Annotated in this window: 18 protein-coding genes and 1 pseudogene; 12 read left to right on the top strand and 7 right to left on the bottom strand. The window is 39.9% G+C overall.

The window, feature by feature from the left end:
- Nucleotides 1–114 precede the first annotated feature (114 nt).
- From KFQ09_RS08435 to KFQ09_RS08400, 8 genes are all read left to right on the top strand, one after another.
- The gene (locus KFQ09_RS08435; RefSeq protein WP_144684438.1) at nucleotides 115–333 is read left to right on the top strand and encodes a helix-turn-helix transcriptional regulator; all 219 of its coding nucleotides are present in this window, start codon (nucleotides 115–117) and stop codon (nucleotides 331–333) included.
- Nucleotides 330–629 (top strand): hypothetical protein, encoded by a 300-nt coding sequence (locus tag KFQ09_RS08430; RefSeq protein WP_017358704.1) that lies wholly within the window; start codon nucleotides 330–332, stop codon nucleotides 627–629. Before KFQ09_RS08435 ends, KFQ09_RS08430 begins: the two co-directional genes overlap by 4 nt.
- A gap of 55 nt (nucleotides 630–684) precedes the next feature.
- Nucleotides 685–1,629 (top strand): alpha/beta fold hydrolase, encoded by a 945-nt coding sequence (locus tag KFQ09_RS08425; RefSeq protein ID WP_129548051.1) that lies wholly within the window; start codon nucleotides 685–687, stop codon nucleotides 1,627–1,629.
- Between the two features lie 93 nt (nucleotides 1,630–1,722).
- Nucleotides 1,723–2,613, top strand: coding sequence for a helix-turn-helix domain-containing protein (locus KFQ09_RS08420; RefSeq protein ID WP_129548052.1), 891 nt, complete (start codon nucleotides 1,723–1,725; stop codon nucleotides 2,611–2,613).
- A gap of 128 nt (nucleotides 2,614–2,741) precedes the next feature.
- Complete coding sequence (locus tag KFQ09_RS08415) at nucleotides 2,742–3,374, top strand: TetR/AcrR family transcriptional regulator (RefSeq protein WP_008343904.1); 633 nt, start codon at nucleotides 2,742–2,744, stop codon at nucleotides 3,372–3,374.
- Nucleotides 3,375–3,402: 28 nt separating this feature from the next.
- The gene (locus KFQ09_RS08410) at nucleotides 3,403–4,074 is read left to right on the top strand and encodes a bacitracin ABC transporter permease (protein ID WP_065459715.1); all 672 of its coding nucleotides are present in this window, start codon (nucleotides 3,403–3,405) and stop codon (nucleotides 4,072–4,074) included.
- Between the two features lie 27 nt (nucleotides 4,075–4,101).
- A complete protein-coding gene (locus KFQ09_RS08405) occupies nucleotides 4,102–4,860 on the top strand; it encodes a DUF4097 family beta strand repeat-containing protein (protein ID WP_048002341.1) in 759 nt (252 codons plus the stop codon).
- 219 nt (nucleotides 4,861–5,079) lie between these two features.
- Nucleotides 5,080–6,468 carry an amino acid permease gene (locus KFQ09_RS08400; RefSeq protein WP_035702983.1) on the top strand — a complete coding sequence of 463 codons (1,389 nt, stop codon included), beginning with the start codon at nucleotides 5,080–5,082 and terminating at the stop codon, nucleotides 6,466–6,468.
- Nucleotides 6,469–6,508: 40 nt separating this feature from the next.
- Here KFQ09_RS08400 and KFQ09_RS08395 read toward each other — a convergent pair whose 3' ends face one another.
- From KFQ09_RS08395 to KFQ09_RS19530, 5 genes and pseudogenes are all read right to left on the bottom strand, one after another.
- Nucleotides 6,509–7,390, bottom strand: coding sequence for a glycerophosphodiester phosphodiesterase (locus KFQ09_RS08395; RefSeq protein WP_035702984.1), 882 nt, complete (start codon nucleotides 7,388–7,390; stop codon nucleotides 6,509–6,511).
- 92 nt (nucleotides 7,391–7,482) lie between these two features.
- Nucleotides 7,483–8,816: pseudogene (gene glpT, locus KFQ09_RS08390) on the bottom strand (glycerol-3-phosphate transporter).
- Nucleotides 8,817–9,034: 218 nt separating this feature from the next.
- Nucleotides 9,035–9,805 (bottom strand): SurA N-terminal domain-containing protein, encoded by a 771-nt coding sequence (locus tag KFQ09_RS08385; protein WP_035702985.1) that lies wholly within the window; start codon nucleotides 9,803–9,805, stop codon nucleotides 9,035–9,037.
- Between the two features lie 152 nt (nucleotides 9,806–9,957).
- The gene (locus tag KFQ09_RS08380; protein ID WP_255836200.1) at nucleotides 9,958–10,341 is read right to left on the bottom strand and encodes a hypothetical protein; all 384 of its coding nucleotides are present in this window, start codon (nucleotides 10,339–10,341) and stop codon (nucleotides 9,958–9,960) included.
- Between the two features lie 11 nt (nucleotides 10,342–10,352).
- Nucleotides 10,353–12,020, bottom strand: coding sequence for a thioredoxin domain-containing protein (locus KFQ09_RS19530; RefSeq protein WP_370648317.1), 1,668 nt, complete (start codon nucleotides 12,018–12,020; stop codon nucleotides 10,353–10,355).
- A 598-nt stretch (nucleotides 12,021–12,618) separates the two neighbouring features.
- On the opposite strand from KFQ09_RS19530, the gene KFQ09_RS08365 reads away from it, so the two are divergent.
- Nucleotides 12,619–13,074, top strand: coding sequence for a hypothetical protein (locus KFQ09_RS08365; RefSeq protein ID WP_035702989.1), 456 nt, complete (start codon nucleotides 12,619–12,621; stop codon nucleotides 13,072–13,074).
- A 246-nt stretch (nucleotides 13,075–13,320) separates the two neighbouring features.
- Here the strand turns inward: KFQ09_RS08365 and fabF are convergent, their stop codons facing one another.
- Complete coding sequence (gene fabF, locus KFQ09_RS08360) at nucleotides 13,321–14,553, bottom strand: beta-ketoacyl-ACP synthase II (RefSeq protein ID WP_035702991.1); 1,233 nt, start codon at nucleotides 14,551–14,553, stop codon at nucleotides 13,321–13,323.
- 103 nt (nucleotides 14,554–14,656) lie between these two features.
- Between fabF and KFQ09_RS08355 the strand changes: the two genes are divergently transcribed.
- Nucleotides 14,657–15,493 (top strand): helix-turn-helix transcriptional regulator, encoded by an 837-nt coding sequence (locus KFQ09_RS08355; protein WP_008359338.1) that lies wholly within the window; start codon nucleotides 14,657–14,659, stop codon nucleotides 15,491–15,493.
- Between the two features lie 360 nt (nucleotides 15,494–15,853).
- Here KFQ09_RS08355 and KFQ09_RS08350 read toward each other — a convergent pair whose 3' ends face one another.
- Nucleotides 15,854–16,360: a hypothetical protein gene (locus KFQ09_RS08350; protein WP_017366508.1), complete on the bottom strand. Its 507-nt coding sequence runs from the start codon at nucleotides 16,358–16,360 to the stop codon at nucleotides 15,854–15,856.
- 118 nt (nucleotides 16,361–16,478) lie between these two features.
- Between KFQ09_RS08350 and KFQ09_RS08345 the strand changes: the two genes are divergently transcribed.
- Complete coding sequence (locus KFQ09_RS08345; RefSeq protein WP_008343888.1) at nucleotides 16,479–16,793, top strand: ArsR/SmtB family transcription factor; 315 nt, start codon at nucleotides 16,479–16,481, stop codon at nucleotides 16,791–16,793.
- 83 nt (nucleotides 16,794–16,876) lie between these two features.
- Nucleotides 16,877–17,305: a DMT family transporter gene (locus KFQ09_RS08340; protein WP_017366509.1), complete on the top strand. Its 429-nt coding sequence runs from the start codon at nucleotides 16,877–16,879 to the stop codon at nucleotides 17,303–17,305.
- Nucleotides 17,306–17,307: the final 2 nt, after the last annotated feature.

The raw sequence follows: 17,307 nt of genomic DNA, 5'->3' as shown, positions 1-17,307 counted from the left end.
TTTGCATCCGGTGAAATTGACATCCAGTAGAAAACAGGTTATTGTTATTTAACATAATGTTAATTATTTTTAACATAATGTTAAATAAAACATCCTTTAAGAAAGGAATCTGAAATGGAAATTAAAAATAGAATTAAGGTATTACGGGCAGAAAGAGACTGGACACAAAAGGATTTGGCAGAGAAGTTAGGTGTGACTCGTCAAACTGTGGCAGCGATTGAAAATGGTAAATATTCTTTGTCTTTAAAATTAGCATTTCAAATTGCGAGAACATTTGAAGTTGATTTATATGACGTTTTTCAAGAGGTCGACAAGGAGGAACAACAGCGATGATGACAACGATCATACTTTATTCTCTGATTATCCTTTCTATCTTAAGTACGGTCTTTCAATTTAAGAAAAGCCGTGAATATAAACAGGATGAACGGGGTCAATTTATTTTAGCGAAAGCTGGAAGTTTTTCAATTGTAGGTGTGGCATTAGCCTATATATTGGTTGCTGTCGTTCAAGCTTTTGTTCATGAATTATCATCTCCAACAGAATGGTTTTATATAGCGATTACGTTTATGTATGTATCAAGTGTTTGCGCAAATACAATTGGCATTATCTATTGTGAAAGAAAATACTAATCTTTCATCTGCGGATGCAAGCTAGGGTACTTCATCATGAAGGGAAGAAAAAATATTGAAAAAATTACTGAAAATAATGCTGATTGCTCTATGTACCATTCTGACTGTCTTGGTTGTATTTGTAGCCAGTGTTTATGTTGTTAATCTAATTAGTAAGGAAAGAGAACAGGGGAAAATAGAAGCTTATGGGCAAAAGGTCTTGGTGGATGGGAAGCAGATGAATGTGCTCATTCAAGGCGATGGGAAAGAAACGATTGTCCTTCTCCCAGGCTATGGAACTGCTTCACCCGTGCTTGATTTTAAACCGTTAGTCAAGGAGTTATCGCCAGATTATAGAGTCGTTGTGATTGAACCGTTTGGTTATGGTTTAAGTGACGACACAGATAAAGTAAGGACAAGTCAAAACATTGTGGATGAGATTCATGAATGTTTGCAAAAACTCAACATTAAAAAATATACGCTGATGGGTCATTCGATTGCTGGCATTTATGGATTAGAATATTTGAATCAATATGAAAAAGAAGTCCAAGCCTTTGTTGGAATTGATACGAGTGTTCCTAAACAGGAAACGGATGAATTGCCAGTCTCCAGCTTACAGCTGCTTCATCAATCCGGCTTTTACAGATTGATAGTGAAAATGAATCCAGATCAACTGGTGATGCCTAAAGTAGATGATCAAACGAAAGCTCAGATTAAAATGCTGACTTTCCGAAATTTCTTGGATGAAAGCCAAGCGAGTGAGGCAGAAAACTTTAGAAACAATTTTAAAAACGCTCAACGCCTACATTTCCCTAAGAAGCTCCCTGTTGCTTTCTATCTAGCAGATCAAACGGAGAAAGAAACACCAAACTGGAAACCAATGCATGAAGAGCTGCTGAAACATGTAGACCACGGAAAAGTCGTTACTTTCAAGGGCGGCCATTATTTGCATCATACGAAATCAAAAGAAATCGCAGATGATGTGAGGGAGTTTCTATCGAACAACGAGCGCTCACGTTAGCGGTTTTCCTCCTCAGCTGGACAGATGAAACATCGCAATTTTGATCAAAACGAGTGAACTGATTTGTTTTATGATCAAGAAGAGGTGAGGGAGATGATGTATAGTCGGGTGACGCAAGAGGTGATTTCTTATTTGGAGTCGCATTTGATGGATGAGCTGTCGCTGAGACAGGTGCCTGAGAAAGTAGGATATTCACATTTTCATTTGCTGCGTGTGTTTAAACGAGAAACCGGGCTGTCGATGGGGGAATATGTGCGGAAACGAAGATTAGCTACGGCTGCACAGCTTCTTTTGTATACGGATCAGGGGATTTTAGACATCGCTTTTTCGTTACAATTCCAATCGCAGGAAGCCTTTACGCGTGCTTTTAAGCATCTGTATTCCTTACCTCCCGGAATGTACAGGTCCATGATGAGAGACATGCGAATGAAAAAGGAGGAAGATTCGATGACATTACATGAAGCAGTACCTGGCTGGGGTTTGAGTGGTTCACATCCGCATATGTATGAGATGGGTGTTGATACAGCAGAGTTCCATACGGGAAAGCAATCAGGTGTTTTATCATCTAAAGAAGGCGTACAAGAAGGACAGTTTGCGACGATGATGCAAGGGTTTCAAGCAAAAGAGTATGTAGGCAAGCGGTTGAAGCTTTCTGCTTTCTTGAAAACAGAGAATGTATCTTCAGCAGGAATTTGGATGCGGGTAGATGACGGAAAGGGTGATACGGTGCAGTTTGATAATATGCAGAATCGACCTGTGACAGATTCTACGGAATGGAATCAATATGCCATCGTATTAGATGTTCCTACGCGCAGTGAATCCATTCATTTTGGAGTGCTACTCAGCGGTAATGGAACAGTATGGGCTGACGGTTTTCGATTTGAGGAAGTGGATGAGAAAACACCTACGACGAATATGGAGGAGGCCTCGGCTCTGCCAGATGTGCCGATGAATTTGCATTTTGAGCTTGAGAAGACCGTGTGAGCGGTCTTTTTTTTGTATACAAATCTTGCATGAACCGTTTATAATGAAAAATATAAATAAACATACCGACGGTCGGTATGTAAAAGGAGGCGTTTGAACTGGCGCGAAATAAGTATCCAGAAAAGACGATGCAGCAAATTTTGGACGTGTCGACAAAGTTGTTTCAGGAAAAGGGATTTGAAAAGACAAGTTTGCAAGATATTATCCATGAATTGAATATGTCTAAAGGGGCTATTTATCATCATTTTAAATCGAAGGATGAAATATTACGCGGCGTGATGGATCGGCAGTTTCGTTACGCAACCGAGAAGCTTGAGGAGTTAATTGAGCATACGGAGGCAGCTCATGCGAAAGAGAAGCTGCAGCTTATCCTGGAGCAGCTTGTGGCAGACCCGCAGTCTCATTCGATTGATGGGATCTTGGTTGACCAGATGAAAAATCCGCAATTTGTGATTGAAGGCATGAAGACAGGTGTCAATCAGGATGCTTTGAGAATCAAACAGTTAATCATTGAAGGGATTGAGGATGGTTCGATGGAAACTGCGTTTCCTGGTGAAGTGGCAGAAGTATTTTTGCTTCTTGTGAATATATGGTTGAATCCCACATTGTTTGTACGCAATCATGAAGAAACGGTCCAGCGTTTGTGTTTTTTAAAGCAGATGATGAAGGGTCTTGGCGTGGATATTGTGAGTGATCTATTTATTCAAAAGGTGACAGCGCACTATGCTGAAATTGGCGGGTATGATCTGCCCGAAAGATAAAGAATGCCAACTGATAGGAGGATGACGTATGATTCATTTTATGAAGGTTGAGCTAAGAAAAGGCCACATGAAGCAGTATATTCAAGCTAGTTTTATCGCGAGTATTGTGCTGCTAGTATTCATCTATTTTATTGCGTTTGCTGCAAAAATTGAACGCGAACCGGGTTTTCAGCAATATACGAATATTTATTTGTTAACGAGTACAGTATGGATGATCTTTTTTTCTATCATCACGGCTATGCTGTATTGGCGTATAGGCAAGACTGTTGATCAGGAACGCACATCCAATTCAGTGAGATTCCTTTCTCATATGATATGGATGGTGTGCCTTTCAACATTTGCGATGATGTGCAGCATCGTTCCTTCATTTGTTGTGTTTAGTGTGTCTGAAATGTTCTTCCCTATTGTTCATGATACGCTGACGGCAGGTGCTCTGTTTCAATTGATGAAAACATTCTTTATGTTGATTGTTTGTGTTCAAGCGATTGGTTTGATGGCGATGAGAATCGGGTTGAGGAAGAAATCTGTTTTGATGACCGTCCTGACTGCAATTGTTTTATGTGCTGTTTTAGGAAATGTATCGCTGGCCATTTATGGAAATGATCACTTGAACCTCGTCCTGTCAGGAGTGATGATCTCGGCAATTCTCATTGTGATCTTGGAATTATGGAGCCGCATCGGCCGGCTGCAAACGAGGTAATTCATGATGGGAAAAGGATGGAGGCATGTGAAGCATACGGTTCAAATTGAAGAAGCAATAACGGAACTTTCGTTAAACTGGCTGGTGGGAGATGTTCGCCTTTATCACCATGAACATCCTTATGTATTGATGAAGCAGACCACCAATCACGTTTTTCCCCATCGGTATTTACTGCATCATCAAGTGCAGGAAGGCAGGCTAGTCATTCAAGATAAAAGAAAACGAGCGATCAGCTTGGGGCTTCATCTTCATCAAACGAATTTGGAGATTTATCTCCCTCAGGCACAGTTACAGTCCTTGTCTATTCATTGTAAAGGAGCAAATCTATTCTTGGATGGACTGAAGGTGAAGGAGGCTGAATGCCAATTGATTTCTGGAAAGTCCATGTTTACGGGAGAAATCAAGCATCTGCGCTTGCAGACAGTGGGTGGACTTATCTCTAGTCAACAGCTCAACACGCAGACATTGAGCCTGCGTACTACTTCGTCAAAAGTGGAGATGGTAGGTGCTTTTTCAGATATTGATCTGAATTTAATAGGCAGAAGGGTACAGATACATTCAAAGGCCATGCTACATTCGCTCAAATCGACGTCAACTGGATCATCTGTCAAAGTGGCGATTCCGGAAAATGATGGATTTATTTGTTATGTGAAGAAAAGATCAGGTACTTTTCACATTGACTTTCCATGTATTGATGATCAGGAGAAAATGATTTATAAAAATGGAGGGAAAAGCTTTGAGGTGGATATAAGGGGCGGTTCTTTTCTATTAAGTGATGGTCATTGAAGTGATGTTGATCCTCTAATTCGATATATCAATATAAAATAATTTGAATATCTTCTTATGTCAGAATATTTTGCTAATATTGTTTTCCTCAAAAAAACAATTGTTTTTTAAGGGTAGATTTATTATGATAATATACATCGAAAGATTGAAGATTTTGAATCAGAATGAAAATTCTGATTTTTTATTTTTTATGTTGTTTGTTGATGAGGGGGAATAGAAGTGGCTCAAAAGGAATTAAAGAGAGGGTTAAGTGCTCGTCATATTCAAATGATCGCGCTTGGCGGCACAATTGGTGTTGGCTTATTTATGGGGTCAGCTAAAGCCATTCAATGGACAGGTCCATCGGTTCTTCTAGCGTACGCAGTGTGTGGTATTTTTATCTTTTTTATTATGCGTGCGATGGGAGAAATGTTGTATCTTGAACCGAGTACGGGATCGTTTGCTACATTTGGGCATCAATATATTCATCCGCTTGCGGGGTATATGACAGCTTGGAGTAACTGGTTCCAGTGGGTCATTGTTGGAATGTCTGAGATTATCGCTGTAGGCGCTTATATGAAATATTGGTTCCCGGAGTTACCGGCGTGGATTCCCGGATTAATCGCCATGATCATTTTAGGTGCGGCCAACTTGATTTCGGTTAAGTCATTCGGTGAGTTTGAATTCTGGTTTGCGATGATCAAGATTGTGACGATTATTTTAATGATCATTGCAGGTTTAGGCATTATTTTCTTTGGGTTTGGCAATGGTGGAACAGCGATTGGTTTGTCTAACCTTTGGGCGCATGGCGGATTCTTTACAGGTGGATTTAGCGGTTTCTTGTTTGCATTGTCCCTAGTGATTGCTGCCTATCAAGGGGTAGAGCTCATTGGGATTACTGCAGGTGAGGCGCAAAATCCGCAAAAGACGCTGACAAATGCCATCAAAAGCATCATCTGGCGTATTTTGATTTTCTATATCGGTGCGATCTTTGTCATCGTGACGGTGTATCCGTGGGATCAGCTGAATACGCTCGGCAGTCCATTTGTGGCGACGTTTGCGAAAATTGGAATTACGGCAGCAGCAGGTATTATTAACTTTGTTGTCATTACAGCAGCGATGTCCGGCTGTAATAGTGGAATCTTCAGTGCGGGACGTATGCTTTATACATTAGGTGTGAATGGACAGGCACCTGCTTTCTTTACAAAAATTTCGAAGAATGGTGTACCGTATTTTGGGACATTTGCTGTGCTGATTGGTTTAGCGGTTGGGGTGGTCTTAAATTACGTTTCTCCGCCAAACATTTTCGTTTATGTGTATAGTGCGAGTGTCCTTCCTGGTATGGTGCCTTGGTTTGTAATTTTAATTAGTCACATTGGCTTCAGAAAAGCGAAGGGGGCAGCGCTTGATCAGCATCCATTCAAGATGCCGCTAGCACCAGTTTCTAATTATCTTACGATTGGCTTTTTATTGATGGTTCTTGTGTTTATGCTCATTAATCAGGATACACGTATTTCTCTTATTGTGGGGATTGTTTTCTTGATTGTTGTAGCGCTTAGCTTCTTCATCTTCGGAATTGGTAAACGAAAACCGATTGAAACAGCTTCTTCTGATCAAACGGTGAAATAATCAAAAGCCTTGCGGAGTGGACCCGCAAGGCTTTTGTCGTTTACAGAGAAGCTTTGACACGCTGAAAGACATCTGGAAAGTTGGTGAAAAGACCAGTGACGCCGTATTGCAGAAGACGTGTCATGTCTGCTTCGCTGTTTACCGTATATGGGTGAAGGAGGAGTCCATGGCTTCTGACCTGCAGTACATTTTCAAGTGTCAAAGCTCTAAAATTCGGTCCGATCCCCACTGCATACGTTTTGATGAAGTCGAGCTGATCATCTGTAATAGATGTCATTTGCGCCCTGTCTAAAAGCTGTACTTTTGGAAGTCGAGGGGCGAGTTTCTGCAATTTTAATAGACTTTCTTGGCTGAAAGATTGGATGATGACCTGCCCTTTTCTCGTATGTTTTCCAAGAAGATGATGTTTCTTTAAGACGGCCAATAGTTTTTCTTCCATTTGCGGATAGATGTCTGGTTTTTTGGTTTCAATATAATAATTTTCTCGTTTACCGAAGTAACGTAATACCTCATCTAATGTGAGGACTTGCTGTCCAATAAAGTGGGCATTTTGTTTGTCGGGGTTGGCTTCGTTAAACCATGCACCGGCATCAAGCTGTTTGATTTCGGCAAGTGTGAGGTCTTTGACCCAGCCTGTTCCGTTTGTCGTCCGGTCAACCGTTTCATCGTGCATGACGATGAGGTGTCCATCCTTTGTCATTTGAAGGTCGAGTTCGAGGTAATCTGCATTCATCTTTGTGGCGAGCTTGTAGGAAGCTAGGGTATGCTCTGGGGCATACCCTGATGCTCCGCGGTGTGCAACGGTTAAAATGCGATCTGGAGATAAAAGATGTTCATGTGCCGATATGGTGGTCGGCACCCAACCAAAAGACAGTAAAGCAAAAGAGAGTAACACGAAAGCAAGTAATCTACTTTTCTTCATATTTTATCCTCCTTTTACGGTAACTGCCTCCATCATAAGAAATAGATGTAAAGGGCATGTTGGGCGGAGATGAATCTTTTATGTGATTTTCATTAAGCTTGCTCTACGCGCTTTCCTGTATTCCATGTCATGGCGAGGAACACAATCGCAAGGATACAAGAACCAACTAGTAAAATGAAACCTCCTGTCCAGTCATAGTGATCGACGACGACACCCATCATGGCATTAGCAAAAGCAGAGCCACCAATATATCCAAAGAATCCTGTCAGCCCGGCAGCAGTGCCAGCGGCTTTTTTCGGAGCGAGATCAATGGCTTGCAGTCCAATGAGCATGACGGGTCCGTAAATTAAAAATCCGATGCTGATGAGGGCAATATTATCAACCATTGGATTGCCAGCAGGGTTTAACCAGTACACAAGAACCGCAATTAATACGCCAATCATAAAGAGGACGCCAGCAGGTGCGCGGCGGCTTCTAAAGAAACGGTCACTAATCCACCCGCACAATAATGTACCAGGGATGCCTGCATATTCATAAAGGAAATAAGACCAGCGTGAATGCTCTGGTGAGAATCCTTTTGCTTCTGTTAAATAGGTAGGTGCCCAGTCTACGACCCCGTAACGGACAAAGTACACAAAGACGTTGGCAATGGCGATATACCAAAGGAATTTATTGTTGAGTACATATTTAAACAAAATCTCTTTTACGGTTAATTCTTTTTCTTGATCTTCATATTGTTGTGCCGGATAGTCATTTCGGTATTCTTCAATTGGCGGAAGACCAGCGGATTGCGGGGTGTCCCGTACGAGAAGAATGATGACGAAGGAGACGATAATGGCGATGATGGCAGGGAAGAAAAAGATACTTTTCCACGTCGCAAACAAAACAATTCCTAATGTAATAAGCGGTGCAAGAATCCCCCGCCGATATTGTGAGCGACGTTCCAAATGGACATTTTCGTACCACGTTCACTCACCGAAAACCAATGCGCCATCGTTCGTCCGCATGGCGGCCACCCCATTCCTTGAAACCAGCCGTTTAAGAACATGAATAAAAACATGATCCATACACTGGATGTCACCCATGGAAATGAGACAAAAAGAATATTGATAAGAGCTGATAGAAAGAGTCCAGCGGCTAAAAAGTATCTTGGGTTACACCGGTCTGAGATCATCCCCATAATGAATTTACTAAAGCCATAAGCGATTGAAACAGCCGCCAGTACAAAGCCTAATTCACTTTTTGTGAACCCCTCTTCCTGTAAATAAGGGATGGCAAATGCGAAATTTTTGCGCAGCAAATAGTAGCCAGCATATCCGATAAAGATCCCCAAAAAGACTTGCAGACGCAGCCGTTTATAGGTTTCGTCTGTTTTGGCATCATCGAGCCTGTCGATATGCGGAGCGGGTTTAAACCATTTGAACATAAACATCCTCCTCTTGTAGATATGACTGAAACAAAAGTACGAGGTCTGTCTTTGATCTTGTACTTTTTCAGAGACAAAAGAATTGATAACGCTTTCTTTTGTACTCCCATCATATCGGATGGAGTAGATGTTTATGATGAGGCTTTTGTCATTATTTTGGAAAAACAGTTCTTGAAGTGATGAAAAAAATCCGCACAATGGCGGATTTTTAATAGTGGTTAAATTGATACATCAATTTTTGCAGATTTCTTTAGTTGATCAATTTCTTTTTGTACTTCTTTTTGCTTTTCTTGAGATTCTAACTGCTTCTTGATTTGTGATTTGACGTCTTTGAAATCAGGTGCTTTTTGTTTTTGTTTTTTCATTTGTTCGGCGTATTGGTCATAGTACGCTTTGACGTCTTTTTCAGACACAGAGGCTGATTTAATTTCTTTGTCGACATATTGGCTGTATTTGATGCTGTCGGCAATATCACTTTTCAGCTGATCCATTGTCAGTCCGCTCTTTTTGAGTGCTTCTTCAAATTGAGCATTGTCTTTAAATTGTTTCTTTTCTTCTTTTAGCTGCTGATCGACTTGTTTGTCAGAGGCTTTATAGCCCTTCTTCTCAGCATCTTGCAGGATGAGCTCTTGACCTACTAGCGCATCAATGGTTTGCTTTTTGACAGCTTTTGCGCCTTCTTTAGATGTTGGGTCTTGTCCTGACTGCTGAAGTTGACCTTGAATGGTTGATAGGGCGCTATTGTATTCACTGCCTGTGATTTTATCTTTGTTGACGGTCGCAACGACCTTTTGATCATCAATTTTTTGTGCGTCTAATTTCTTTTGCATCTCTTCCATTTGCTTTTGCTGCTCTTTTTGGTCAGCCTGTGTTGTTTCCTTGCTTTTGGCTGAATCGTTTTGCTTATCCTGTTTCGCATCGTTTGATGAGCAGGCTGCAAGCCCCACTGATAACAGACAAGCAATGAGTGTATATGATACTTTTTTCAACTATTTTCTCTCCCTTCGGTATGAGAACATCTAGTGCGCATTCTAACCGTTTTAGAGGAAAAATAAAACCGTATAGACGAATTGTTAGCGGATTGACATGTTTTTTATCTGTTTGTCCTCATTTTGTCTTCTCATAGTCATCATATGACAGCTCAAGTTTGGAATAATTGATCCATCGCTTCGTCGAGATTGGTGATCGGCTGGCGGCAGCTGTAGTTTTCACAAATATAGACCGTCGTGCTGTCGTTGATCGTTTTGTAATCTTTTGCAAAAGGTGCGAGCCTTGCTAATTCTTGCCCTGTTTCGGCAGTTAAAATGAGATCAAATGGCATGAATCGTTTTTGCAATGCTTGTAGAAGCTGTTCTTTTTGCGGATCGCCCTTTTTCCCGAGAATAATGATTTCTCGTTTGACGGCATATTGGCTTAATAGTCCTTGTAAAAAGGCGGTATGTCCGCTTGGATAGGAAGAGACATCGACGTAAAAGGCGCTGAACATCTTCTCTAGTGTTTCGATCCAGTCTTGACGTCCGATCATTCTGCTTAGTTTCAGAAGCTGTTGGAGTGCAGTACTGTTACCAGACGGCATGGCCCCGTCGTATACTTCTTTTTCACGAACAATAAGCGCTTCTGCATCTGAGCCTGAGAAGAAAAAGCCCCGATTTGCTCATCCCAAAACAGTTCAAACATATTTTCAGCAACGGCTCTGGCTTTTGTCAGCCAATCTAGGTCAAAGGTCGCTTCGTATAAAGACATATACGCTGTGAGCATGTGCGCATAATCCTCGATAAAGCCTAGATGCTTTACGTCCCCTTCCCTGTAGCGGACCATGAGCCGTTCCTGCTGGACGAGGTGTGTTTCTAGAAAAGACATTGCCTGTTTTGCTATGCGGATAGCCTCTTTTTCATGAAAGACACTCCCTGCTTTGGCAAGTGCGGAGATCATCAGCGCATTCCACGATGTGAGTACCTTGTCATCGATTAGCGGTGCAGGTCGCTGCTGTCTTACAGTGAGTAAGATGTGTCGAGCGGATTGCAGTTTGGAATGAAGGGTTTTGTCGTCGATTGAATATGCTGCCTTGATGTCATCAAATGAGGTGGAAATGGTATGAGGGATGTTCTGTCCTTCAAAATTTCCTTCCTCTGTGATGTGGTAGACCGCACAAAATAAAGTGCCGAGGTCATCACCTAAATGAGTCATGATCTCCTCTTTTGTCCAAACGTAATATTGCCCTTCCTTTCCTTCCGAATCGGCATCGATTGCCGAATAAAAAGAGCCATCACGATTCATCATGTCTCGTTTGATAAATTGAATGAGGTCTTGGACAAGCTTTTCGTACTCAAGGTGTTGAGTGATTTGATAGGCTTCGGTGTAGGCATCTATCAGCAAGGCGTTATCATACAGCATCTTTTCAAAATGCGGCACAAGCCATTTTTCATCCGTTGAATATCGAGTAAATCCAGAACCAATATGATCATAAATACCGCCGTTTGCCATGCCATTTAATGTTTTTGTGACGGCATATAACGCATTTTCTTGCCCTGTCCATTCAAAATAACGCATGAGAAACGTGAGCATATGAGGTGCGGGAAATTTAGGCGCAGAACCGAAGCCGCCATACAGCGTATCAAAGCTGCTCATGAGCTGATAATAGGCTTTGTGAATCGACTCCTGAGTGAGCGTATTTTCTGTCTGCCCTGCTGCCTTGATCCGTAAATTATTTGTTGCCTTTTCTGCCAATGATTCAATATGATCACGATCGTTGTGATACGCATCCAGCAATTGCGTCAGTGCTTCAATGAAGCCGGGACGGCCGTAAGCACTTCTTTTTGGAAAGTATGTCCCCGCATAAAAAGGCTTTTGATCAGGCGTGACAAACACGTTGAGCGGCCAGCCTCCTTGCCCCGTCATCATCTGACAAACGGACATATACATCGAGTCAATGTCTGGACGCTCCTCACGATCGACCTTGATTGAAATGAAATGCTCGTTTAGGATGTCAGCGACTTGTTGATCTTCAAAGCTTTCGTGTGCCATGACGTGGCACCAGTGGCAAGTGGCGTAGCCGATGCTGACAAGCACCGGTTTATTTTCACGTTTCGCTTTGTCGAATGCTTCTTGCCCCCACGGGTACCAGTGAACTGGGTTGTGGGCGTGTTGAAGGAGGTAGGGTGATTTTTCAGTGATTAATCTGTTCGGTTTATTGTTAGTAGACATGGAATCTCCTCCTTTTATATTTATTTATCAAATGAGTAAATAAAATAATTGATCAAATCTTTTTGAGTGTAAAGGGTGATGGGCTTAAGGAATTTCATTTGAATTTAGATAGTACTACTTCAAAAAAGTTACGTAGGATAATAACCGATAGTTCTTTATTTTGAAACTGAGCAAAAATCAAAAAACTATAATTAGGTCAAAGATTTATAGGGACTGCTGTGGAAATTTTAACTTTCGATAGATTTGTTTTCAATTCTTTTATTCACTTCATTAATTATGAAAACCTATATTAATACCTTTTAAATGGAATTTATTACTATATTTATCTTGTGTGTATTTAATCAATAATAACAAGCTGTTATAATAGCTTTGTGTTTTTATGAAAATATGTGTTAAAAGTGGTGTTGGAAATAAATATATACTATTCATTCTAGTAATCTCTTCGTTTGGTGGAGAAGCACTTTTAGCACATTTAATTTCAATAGGTCTAGCGGTGACTATTACAGGAGTTACTTATGTTGCATAATCTGAGTTTAAGAAGCATAAAAGAACTTACATTCAAAAAATCTAAAAAATGGGTATATGAGAAGGTGTAAATATGTTAGTTATTGATCAAAATCCAAAAGGTGAGCAGTACTCCAAATTAATTGATTTGGCTTTCGACATTTGTGATGAGTTTCATTTAGTTTTAAGAAAAGATATGGGATCTTTAAAATCTTTTGATCCCTTCCTAAAAAGACTTGAAAGTTCATTGAAAGAGATGAAAGAACAATCAGAATGGGCTAGCACAATGCTATTTAACAATACAGCAAAAGTTTATTACTATTATACAGATGAAAATGCGAAGAGTATTCTAAAAGAATTCGCAAATTCTTTATATGATTGGGAGCAACCAAATTTACCAGAAGACTTGTCCTTCTTCAAAAATGGAGAAGAATGGCTGGTTACATCTTCTCATGAAGAAGAAAGTTATATAGATACGGAAAATGATACAGAGATACAAAGGATATTAAGTATACCAGAATTAAAAGTACATATGGAAAAATGGGATTAATGCTATTTAGTATTCAATAATAGTGTATTGATATAAAAGTAAGGAGGCTAATAAGATAGTTTCCTTACTTTTAAAATGTTATGGGCGTTCTCATCCTTATCTTCATCCTCAAAACCGTCTAAACAGGAATATAATGAATATATCAGATAGCTGAGGTCCGTGATCAATTGTCTGTGAGGTATTCCCATCATGACAAATCAAGGACTATAAACCCTTGTTTTGTCATTATTTCACCTTTTCACCACTTCAATCGTAATGTTTTAACAAGATGGCTGAATTATGTCCTCCAAAACCAAAAGAATTGGATAGCCCATATTTCAATGGAAGCTGTCTCGCTTCTAATACAACATCTAAATTGCAATCTGGATCTTGTTTCTCTACATTAATAGTTGGCGGAATCAATCCTCGTCTCAAACTTTCCACTAAAGCAATCGCTTCTACTCCGCCAGCAGCACCAAACATGTGCCCAGTCATTGATTTGTTTGCCGTTGTTGGAATTTCACCTGAACGATCACCAAATAATTTCTTAATCGCTAGAACTTCTGAACGATCACCTACTTGTGTACTTGTTGCATGAGCACTAATAACATCGATTTCACTTGTTGATATATCTGCACTTCTCAATGCTTTCTTCATGGCTAAGTAGGCACCCCTACCTTCTGGGTGTGAAGCGACCATATGATGTGCATCTGAACTAGCCCCGTATCCCACTACTTCACATAATATCGGCGCATCTCTAAGAATTGCGTTGTCTAATGATTCTAATACTAAGATACCTGCGCCTTCACTCATAACAAAGCCATCTCTATCTGTATCGAATGGGCGGCTGGCACGACTTGGGTCTTGGTTTCTAGTAGATAGTGCATGTGCGTTTCCAAAGCTAGCCAAAGATATCTGATTGACAGCAGCTTCTGCTCCACCGGCAAATATAATATCTGCTTCATCATTTCGGATCGCATTGAAAGCTTCACCAATAGAGGTGTTCCCAATAGAGCAAGCTGTGACTGGTGACAATGATGGCCCTTGTGCGCCTAATTTAATACTGATTTGGGCCGCAGCTGCATTTGAAATCATCATGGGGACAAGGCTGGGGCTTACTCTCGATGGACCTCGTTTATCTAATACATTCACATTATCAACAAGCGATTGTATGCCCCCGATTCCTGAACCAACATATACGCCTAAACGTTCAAGATCTACTTGATCTAACTGTAATTGTGAATGTTCTAATGCTTGTTCGGCTGCTGCTAAGGCAAACTGACTAAAACGATCTAATCGTTTTGCTTCTTTTCTCCCTAATATTTCATCTGCATCGAAATCACGAACGATTCCAGCTATTTTTGTTTTATAATCAGTCGTATCAAAAGAATCAATGAGAGATATTCCCGATTGTCCTTTAACGAGTTGATTCCAAAAGCTATCTATATCATTTCCTAGTGGAGAAATAACTCCCATTCCAGTAATGACTACTCTTTTCATGATCATTCCCTCCTTGTTTTTATTAACTTTATCCATTGTGTTATCCTATTACAAGTTGTTGTTTATCCTAGTATAATGAATAATATTTTAAAGGGTGATCATATTGAAACCTGAAACAAGACTTCAAGCATTATCAGAATTTCTAAAAAACCAACGTTCAAAAATCACGCCTCAAATGGTTGGTTTACCTGTAGGAACCCGCAGAAGAACACCAGGGCTCAGAAGAGAAGAAGTAGCTCAACTAGCCGGTGTGAGTCTTACTTGGTATACATGGTTAGAGCAAGGCAGAGATATAAAAGTATCTACTTCGGTATTAGATGCGATTTCTAGTGCATTACAATTAAATAACGATGAAAGGAGATATTTGTACGCTTTAGCGTTAGAGGAAGGTGTGAAACAATCCTATATCATTGAGAATGAGAAGGAAATCAGTCCGGCTTTAGTGAAAATTTTGCAGGAACTTCGTTATTGCCCAACAATTATATCTGATAGAAGAAGTCAGATTGTTGGGTGGAATCAAGCAGCAGCTAATGTATTTTTGGACTTTGAACAAATCATCCCAGCAGAAAGAAATATCATCCGCTTACTATTCGCAAGAAAGGAATTTAAAAGTTTAGCCGTGAATTGGGAGCATTTTGTAAGAGGATATATCGCCATATTTAGAACGTATTATGGACAGTATGTGGCGGATGACTGGTATGAGCAATTTATAGAAGAAATGGAGCAGGCATATCCTGAGTTTCGTAAAATATGGAATGAAAATGAGATCAGCTATGCACCTGAAGTATTAATTGAATTTCGTCATGCTAAGGTAGGTAAAATGTTGTTTAATCTCACTTCATTACAAGTGTATGGGGATACTGATTTAAGATGCAGTGTCTATACTCCAGTTGAGGATACTGAAACGGAGCTTAAGTTAAAACGTTTAATTGAAGGGTAGCTATTGTTTGGAGAGAAGAATAGATTTGAGGTATCCTTCCTTCGTTATAATTTAGATAAATTAAGTATTTATGGTAGAAATTATTTTGTGCTTTTTAAACTTAATCATGACATTTAGCTTCTTCGGGTATCGCTGATTGAGACATGCCGTCTATTCGCTTATCTAGTTCAAATAATATGAAAAATTTTATGATGTTCTGAAGAGAGGTAATTGAGGAAATTTTGGTTCCTTCAACTACCTCCGTGTTACATTTCTATTCGCTTTTCTATTCATAACTCCAATTGATCCTTTGCTTAACCAAGGTTACGCTTCTACAATCTCTAATAACACAGCATTTTGATGTAACTTGTCAATTCTCCTCTACCTCTTCACCAACACATATTGTAAGTTTTCTAATTCAAACATATCAATCAGTTCATCGATCCCTTTAAAATCGATATGTTTTCCAAACCGTTTTTTGCTTAGGTCAATTTCTACATCCAATTGATCGTCCTTTTCTTTCATTTCGAGTCCATCTAGACAAGAATAGATTTCGATGGTTTCTCCTTTTGACAGTTCTTTTTCAATGAATTTAAAAAGTGCACGAAGAGAATGAATGATGCCTAATTCATAAACAAAAGGATGCGTGAATTTGTCTCTTACCTCTTCATAGACGGGATCTAGATAATCAATATGAATGCCTTCGAAATCCTCTTCTGTTTCAAATACTTCTATCAAAAGATCTTCCTTTTGATAGGTTTTGTGCTTTTTTTGTTTTTTATCAAACATGCTGATATTGAGTTCAGAGAATGGTTTATAGGTAGGGTTTTGACCAATGGTACCAAGCGGCAGTTCTTTGTTTGATCCAATATAATGCTGTAAAGTCATGGGTTGCCCTCTTTCCTTGAAATATTCCTTATAGCGTTGATTATTTCCTTTTTACCAATTTAGAGGTGAATATGCAATGGCTTGACATATCGGTATTTCTAGATATACAATGTCTGCCATGGAACCTATTGATGTGTTTAAGGCATTATCGAATGAAACAAGGTTGAATATTTTAAAGTGGCTCAAGGAACCAGAGAAGCATTTTCCTAAGCAAGGCGCTCATTTACCGAAGGAGGTTAGTTATAAGGGGGGCGTTTGTGTTGGTGATATTCAAGAAAAGGCGCAAATTTCTCAATCAACGGTCTCTAGCTACTTACATTTGATGCAAAAGGCTGGTCTGCTCGAATCGGTACGGCATGGACAATGGACATACTATAGACGAAATGAAGAATTTATCCAACAGATCGGACAATATATGAAAACAGAGATCTAAAGGATGTGTGATTTCTGTTTTTTTCTATTCTATATATCTATTTATCTAGATATATAAATATATGAATCAAAGGAGATTTAATGATGCGTTTAATTTTTTATATGCTTGCACTATTAGCCGGTGCGGCACTTAGTTTTGAAGGAGCCATCTATGCGGAACTTGGGAAGTCGATTGGACAGTTAGAAACGAGTTTTTATAACTTTTTTGTCGGTTCAATTATCATGGGTTTATTGTGGCTCTTTTTTGGCAAAGGTGACCTTTCCTATACGTTGAAGGCACCAAAATGGTCTCTACTTGGCGGAGCGATGGGGGTTGTGTATTTAACGTCTATTGTGGTGAGTGTTCCATTTGTTGGTGTGGGGGTAACGATGGTTGCTGTCATTATTGGTCAGCTGCTGATGAGTATGGTGATTGAGCATTTTGGCTGGCTTGGGAGTCAGAGAACGAGAGTAAACAAAGAGAAGGTATTTGCGGTCATTTCGATGATCATTGCCCTTATTCTTATTCATTAGGA

Origin of the sequence: Bacillus sp. FS02 (assembly GCF_024398395.1) — a bacterium.
GTDB classification, from domain to species: domain Bacteria; phylum Bacillota; class Bacilli; order Bacillales; family Bacillaceae; genus Bacillus; species Bacillus altitudinis.
The sequence above is the reverse complement of the archived record's forward strand: the minus strand, read 5'-3'. Positions and strand labels throughout refer to the sequence as shown.

Bases quoted from the DNA above. Each gene is read 5' to 3' on its own strand.
- KFQ09_RS08435 (WP_144684438.1), top strand. From the start codon at position 115: ATGGAAATTAAAAATAGAATTAAGGTATTACGGGCAGAAAGAGACTGG.
- KFQ09_RS08430 (WP_017358704.1), top strand. From the start codon at position 330: ATGATGACAACGATCATACTTTATTCTCTGATTATCCTTTCTATCTTA.
- KFQ09_RS08420 (WP_129548052.1), top strand. From the start codon at position 1,723: ATGATGTATAGTCGGGTGACGCAAGAGGTGATTTCTTATTTGGAGTCG.
- KFQ09_RS08415 (WP_008343904.1), top strand. From the start codon at position 2,742: ATGCAGCAAATTTTGGACGTGTCGACAAAGTTGTTTCAGGAAAAGGGA.
- KFQ09_RS08410 (WP_065459715.1), top strand. From the start codon at position 3,403: ATGATTCATTTTATGAAGGTTGAGCTAAGAAAAGGCCACATGAAGCAG.
- KFQ09_RS08395 (WP_035702984.1), bottom strand. From the start codon at position 7,390: ATGAAGAAAAGTAGATTACTTGCTTTCGTGTTACTCTCTTTTGCTTTA.
- KFQ09_RS08380 (WP_255836200.1), bottom strand. From the start codon at position 10,341: ATGATCGGACGTCAAGACTGGATCGAAACACTAGAGAAGATGTTCAGC.
- KFQ09_RS19530 (WP_370648317.1), bottom strand. From the start codon at position 12,020: ATGTCTACTAACAATAAACCGAACAGATTAATCACTGAAAAATCACCC.
- KFQ09_RS08365 (WP_035702989.1), top strand. From the start codon at position 12,619: ATGTTAGTTATTGATCAAAATCCAAAAGGTGAGCAGTACTCCAAATTA.
- fabF (WP_035702991.1), bottom strand. From the start codon at position 14,553: ATGAAAAGAGTAGTCATTACTGGAATGGGAGTTATTTCTCCACTAGGA.
- KFQ09_RS08350 (WP_017366508.1), bottom strand. From the start codon at position 16,360: ATGACTTTACAGCATTATATTGGATCAAACAAAGAACTGCCGCTTGGT.
- KFQ09_RS08345 (WP_008343888.1), top strand. From the start codon at position 16,479: ATGGAACCTATTGATGTGTTTAAGGCATTATCGAATGAAACAAGGTTG.
- KFQ09_RS08340 (WP_017366509.1), top strand. From the start codon at position 16,877: ATGCGTTTAATTTTTTATATGCTTGCACTATTAGCCGGTGCGGCACTT.